Source organism: Methanosarcina spelaei (assembly GCF_002287235.1).
Classification (GTDB): domain Archaea; phylum Halobacteriota; class Methanosarcinia; order Methanosarcinales; family Methanosarcinaceae; genus Methanosarcina; species Methanosarcina spelaei.
In genome coordinates, this window is record NZ_LMVP01000134.1 from 1 (window position 1) to 5,330 (window position 5,330).

Consider the following 5,330-nt stretch of genomic DNA (forward strand, 5'->3'; position numbering starts at 1 on the left):
AACTAAGATCAACGTGTTTTTATCATTCGGAAGTCAGTCTGATCGGAACTACTGTTTACTTTTAATTTATTATATAAATTAGCATAAACCTGTACCTGGTTATTTCATTTCCAGTGTTTTTAATCTGGTTTGGTAAAACTCAGGAAATTCTTCAGCAGCTCTAAAACTAGGTCGTGTCCCTAAGTTATTGAACAGGAATTCTAAACGTTAGTAATTCCTCTAAACTCCATATCTGATCTGTTATCCCTTCTGCCATTGCTGGAGTTCTTTGGAACCATTTTCTATTTCCAGAATCTATTCTTAATTTTAGAGAATCATGAGGTTTTATAAAGTTATACCATGCCTGGAATAAATCAAATGCTTTCGTATGCATCTTCATTCTTTTACTGAAATCCATGTCCCGGATAATATAAGGGTCAAAGCCAGAAAATCCCTGGACAGAATGCTGGAGATTAGCAGGTCCTGAAATGTAAACGGCAAGGGGAAAAACCAGGGGTTTCAGACTCTTTTTACTTAACTTTTCACGAAAATATTCGTCATAAAAATTTTCCAGAACTTTCAAATTCGTGTAGAGTGTATTATTAATGATAATTATTTATACTTTGATTTATTATTATAGGTAATTGTCGGTATTAACATTTATTGCTTAACAGGTAGTTATTTATATTATGTTCACAATTGTGACAATTCCTTCACAATTGTGAACACGCGTAAGAAGATTGTGAACACATACAAAAAGAAAAAAATCGTCAGGATGGCAGAGTGGTGATGCTTCCGGCTGCAACCCGGAATTATGTGAGTTCGATTCTCACTCCTGACTTTTCCAAAAGCTTGAAATAAATTAAAAAGTTGGTTAAAGCGAATAAAGTTGGTTAAAGCCGAATAAAGTTGGTTAAAGCCGAATAAAGTTGGTTAAAGCCGAATAAAGCTGGTTAAAACCGAATAAAGACGAACTTAAAAGATGCTGAAAAATAGTTTGTAGGGGTAGCAAAGAAGTTTAGGCTGGAGATGAGATAAAATGACGGATGAAAACAGAAATCTGAACGAAAAAGAAGGCAAGAAAAATCGGGAAAGTCCGAAAACAAAAAATCGGGAAAAAAAGAAGTCTGAAAGCCTTGGAGTTTCTACCCTTGCAGTGCATGCAGGTGCAAAGCCTGATCCGACTACAGGGGCAAGGTCAGTTCCGATTTATCAGACTGCAGCGTATGTATTTAAAGACGCTGAGGAAGCTGCCGACCTCTTCGGGCTCAGGAAAGAAGGAAATATTTATACTCGTCTTATGAACCCCACAACAGATGTTTTTGAAAAAAGGATGGCTGCCCTTGAAGGAGGCATAGGCGCCCTTGCAGTAGCTTCAGGAATGGCTGCAATTACAACCGCTCTGCTCACTTTTACAAAACCAGGAGACGAGATAATTTCAGGGGATAAGCTTTACGGAGGAACCTACGAGCTTTTTAACTATACTTTCCCCAAACTGGGAAGGACTGTAAAATTCGTAGATGCAGGTAAGCCTGAAGAATTCAAAAATGCAATCTCCGAAAAAACAAAAGCACTTTATGTGGAATCTATAGGAAATCCCGGACTTGACATTCCTGATTTTGAAAAACTCGCAGGAATTGCCCATGCTGCAGGAATTCCCTTTGTTGTGGACAATACGGTTTCTCCTTTGATCTTAAGGCCAGTTGAACACGGAGTTGATATCGTTGTGTATTCGGCAACCAAATTCATTGGCGGACATGGAACTTCCATCGGAGGGATAATTGTTGACTCAGGAAACTTTGACTGGAACCCTGAAAAGTTTCCTGAAATCTGCGAACCTGATCCTGGATACCACGGTCTGGAGTATAAGGAAGCCTTTGGAAAGGCTGCTTTTATTGCAAAAGCAAGAATACAGTTCATTAGGGATACAGGAGCCTGCATTTCTCCTTTTAACTCTTTTCTGTTTACCCTTGGGCTTGAAACTCTGCCGCTCAGAATGAAGAAACATTGTGACAACGCCCTGGAAATTGCAAAATTCCTTGAAAAACATCCGAAAGTTTCCTGGGTTTCTTATCCAGGGCTTGAATCCCACGGCAGCCATGAACTTGCAAAGAGATATATTAAATCAGGAAACGGGGCACTAATAGGTTTTGGAATCAAAGGCGGAGCGAAGGAATGTAAAAAGTTTATCGAGGGGCTTGAGATCTTTTCCCACCTTGCAAATATCGGGGATGCAAAAAGCCTTGTAATCCATCCGGCTTCAACTACTCATGAGCAGCTATCAAAGGAAGAGCAGGCAGCCTGTGGAGTAACTGAGGATTTTATCAGGCTTTCCATAGGAATTGAAGACGCAAAGGACCTGATTTTCGATATTGAGCAGGCACTTTCCGAGGTATGAGTATGGAGATCTCGACCCAGGTTCCTCATTTCAAAAACCTTTTTTCGGGAAAAAAAGGCCAGAATCTTGGGATAGTCAATTCAGTGAACTATGAAATTCCTGGAATTTTCAAGCTCGAGAGCGGAAAGACTCTATCTAATGTCAGGATAGAGTATGAGATGTATGGGAAGATGAACCCGGATAAGAGTAATGTTATCCTGATCTGCCATGCCCTTACAGGTGATGCCCATGCTGCCGGATTTCATTCAGGCGACAAAAAACCAGGCTGGTGGAACATTCTAATCGGCCCGAATAAGGCTTTTGATACGGAAAGATATTGCATAGTTTGTTCAAATATCATCGGTGGCTGTAAAAGTTCTACAGGCCCTTCTTCCATCAGCCCCGAAACAGGAAAGCCCTACGGTATTTCTTTTCCTATACTTACTATCGCAGATATGGTAAATGCCCAGAAAAAGCTTGTCGAGCATCTGGGCGTAAAACAACTTTTTGCAGTTGCAGGCGGCTCAATGGGCGGAATGCAGGTACTTCAGTGGACGGTCAGTTACCCTGAAATGGTGAAAAAAGCAATTGCGATCGCAACAACTGCGTCCACGACCCCTCAGCAAATCGCATTCGGAGCAATTGGAAGAAAAGCGATAACCGATGACCCAAAATGGAATGGAGGGAATTATTACGGAAAGAAAATCCCTGCACAGGGACTGGCGCTTGCCCGCATGATAGGACATATTACGTACTTAAGCGATGCTTCTATGCAAAAGAAGTTCGGAAGGGCTCAGCAGGAGAAAGAAGGCCCTGATCTATCAAAGATACATCTGGAAGCCTCTTCAAAAATTTCTTCAAAAACGTCATCAGAAGCCTATTTAAAAACCTCATCAGAAGCCTCATCAGAAGCCTCATCAGAAGCCTCTTTAGAAACCTCATCAGAAGCCTCTTTAGATACCTCATCAGAAGCCTTTTCAGAAACATTCCCTGACAATTTCTCGAATTTTCAGGTCGAAAGTTATCTGAATCACCAGGGAGATACTTTTACCAAACGTTTTGATGCCAATTCCTATCTTTATATCACAAAAGCCGTGGATTTCTTTGACCTTTCAAAGAACGGATCTCTTATAGAGGGTTTTTCCGGGGTTACTGCAAAATATCTTGTGATTTCCATAACTTCAGACTGGCTCTATCCTCCATATCAATCCCAGGAAATCGTGTCTGCGCTTACTGCAAACGGAGTTGATGCCAAGTACGAGGAAATCAGGTCCCAGTACGGGCATGATGCTTTTTTGCTCGAAGAAGGACAGCTCAACTATCTTATAAGGGGCTTTCTTTCACAGATTCTTGTAAGCGACATTATGTACCAGAGCTTCTATTCGGTTTCCAGAAATGAAACGATAGAAAACGCTTCAACCCTTATGGTAAAGAAGAAAGTAAACCATCTTCCTGTCGTATCCGAAGACGGAAAGCTTGAAGGCATAGTCACTTCCTGGGACATTACAAAAGCAGTTGCCTGTAAAATCACTGAGCTGGATGAAATAATTACCCGCAACGTGAAATATGTATTTTCAGGCGATAAAATAGAGACTGCGTCTTCAATAATGGAAGATTACTCGATTTCTGCGCTCCCTGTAATCGATTTTGAAAACCGGGTTATAGGTATGGTTACGAGTGAAAGCATAAGCGCGCTTATTGGAAAGTTTGGTTAATTCAGGAAGGTTCGGTTAATTTTGAAGAATCTGAGGATTCAAAATCAAATTTTTTTGTCCAGCACACCACATTCAGCTTGAAAAGAAGAATTCTCTTTTCGGCTCTGTAGGTTATTTTTAAACTAGTTTTGTAAGTTATATTTTGCAAGTTGGTTTTTGTAAGTTCAGCACTTCGCTAATTTTTCATTTTGTATAAATGAGGTCATTCGAAACCTATATATAGGATAAAAATGCCTTCCCATGTCTCTTTTATCAAATAAGCCTGGATTCAATCCTAAAATTGAATTAAAATCAAAGAAATGTATTGATACGGTATTACGGCCTCTTTCAGATCATGTTACTATCAAGATCAATGGTTCCCTTACAAGTGAAGATATTTTTCGTACAGTTATTAGTATGTCAGTAAACAGGAATTCTGTATCCTCTTCAAATTCAATGGTTTTTCAACCGCATAAAAAATATAATAGTTTTTCCATTTTCCCTTATCATATTTTGGAGTAGAAAAATGGAACTTGAAGCTTTAAAACAATTGCTTTCTTCACTGGACATCAATCCTGATGAAATTAAAGATGAAAGATATGCCAAAGCTTTTCGTATTTTGTTTTCTATAATTGAACAACAGAACGAAGAGATTGAGTTTCTCAAGGCAGAGAACCAGAAGCTTCGAGATGAAATCAACTTACTAAAAGGTGAAAAAGCCAAACCTAAGATTCGTGGCTCTAAAAAGAATGAAGACATTTCTTCTGAAAAAGAGAGAAGAAATAGAAAGCTCCCATAGGATAAAGAGCCTAAATCTAAACTGGATAAAATAGAGGTTCATCGAACTGAAACATGTAAAGTTGACATATCCATTTTACCCAGTGATGCATATCCTAAAGGTTATAGAGACGTAATAATTCAGGATATATACATAAAGCCTGTTAATACAAACTACAGAATAGAGATTTTTTATTCTCCTTCTGAGCATAAAACATATGCAGGAAAATTGCCACAAGGCGTAAAGGGTGAATTTGGTCCTGGGATCAAATCTCTTATAATTACCCTTAATCATGTTGCTAATGTTTCAGAGCCTAAGATACATGAATTTCTGGAAAATATTGGTGTTCATATATCTAAAGCCACTATTTCTCGAATCCTGACAAAAGATATTGATATCTTTCATCAGGAGAAAGCTGAGATTTTTCTGGAAGGTCTTAAAGCTACACCTTATCAGCAGATTGATGATACAGGTGCAAGAGTCAATGGTGTCAATTATTATA

The 5,330-nt window shown here is 39.0% G+C and carries 5 protein-coding genes and 1 pseudogene; 5 read left to right on the forward strand and 1 reads right to left on the reverse strand.

What is annotated here, in order from left to right:
- Positions 1-184 precede the first annotated feature (184 nt).
- The gene (locus ASJ81_RS08475; RefSeq protein WP_095644096.1) at positions 185-562 is read right to left on the reverse strand and encodes a hypothetical protein; all 378 of its coding nucleotides are present in this window, start codon (positions 560-562) and stop codon (positions 185-187) included.
- Between the two features lie 456 nt (positions 563-1,018).
- Between ASJ81_RS08475 and ASJ81_RS08480 the strand changes: the two genes are divergently transcribed.
- The 5 genes and pseudogenes from ASJ81_RS08480 to ASJ81_RS08500 all read left to right on the forward strand — a co-directional run.
- Positions 1,019-2,377, forward strand: coding sequence for an O-acetylhomoserine aminocarboxypropyltransferase/cysteine synthase family protein (locus ASJ81_RS08480; protein WP_245859961.1), 1,359 nt, complete (start codon positions 1,019-1,021; stop codon positions 2,375-2,377).
- Positions 2,378-2,379: 2 nt separating this feature from the next.
- Positions 2,380-4,071 carry a homoserine O-acetyltransferase MetX gene (gene metX, locus ASJ81_RS08485; RefSeq protein ID WP_095644097.1) on the forward strand — a complete coding sequence of 564 codons (1,692 nt, stop codon included), beginning with the start codon at positions 2,380-2,382 and terminating at the stop codon, positions 4,069-4,071.
- Positions 4,072-4,311: 240 nt separating this feature from the next.
- Positions 4,312-4,497 (forward strand): annotated as a pseudogene (locus tag ASJ81_RS24820) (ISH3 family transposase); the annotation flags it as partial.
- Between the two features lie 79 nt (positions 4,498-4,576).
- Positions 4,577-4,849 (forward strand): hypothetical protein, encoded by a 273-nt coding sequence (locus tag ASJ81_RS08495; RefSeq protein WP_095644098.1) that lies wholly within the window; start codon positions 4,577-4,579, stop codon positions 4,847-4,849.
- Between the two features lie 207 nt (positions 4,850-5,056).
- A partial coding sequence (locus tag ASJ81_RS08500; RefSeq protein WP_141241633.1) for a transposase occupies positions 5,057-5,330 on the forward strand: 274 nt, incomplete at its 3' end.

Excerpts from the sequence above, each read along its gene's own strand:
- ASJ81_RS08480 (WP_245859961.1), top strand. The coding sequence starts at position 1,019 with ATGACGGATGAAAACAGAAATCTGAACGAAAAAGAAGGCAAGAAAAAT.
- metX (WP_095644097.1), top strand. The coding sequence starts at position 2,380 with ATGGAGATCTCGACCCAGGTTCCTCATTTCAAAAACCTTTTTTCGGGA.
- ASJ81_RS08495 (WP_095644098.1), top strand. The coding sequence starts at position 4,577 with ATGGAACTTGAAGCTTTAAAACAATTGCTTTCTTCACTGGACATCAAT.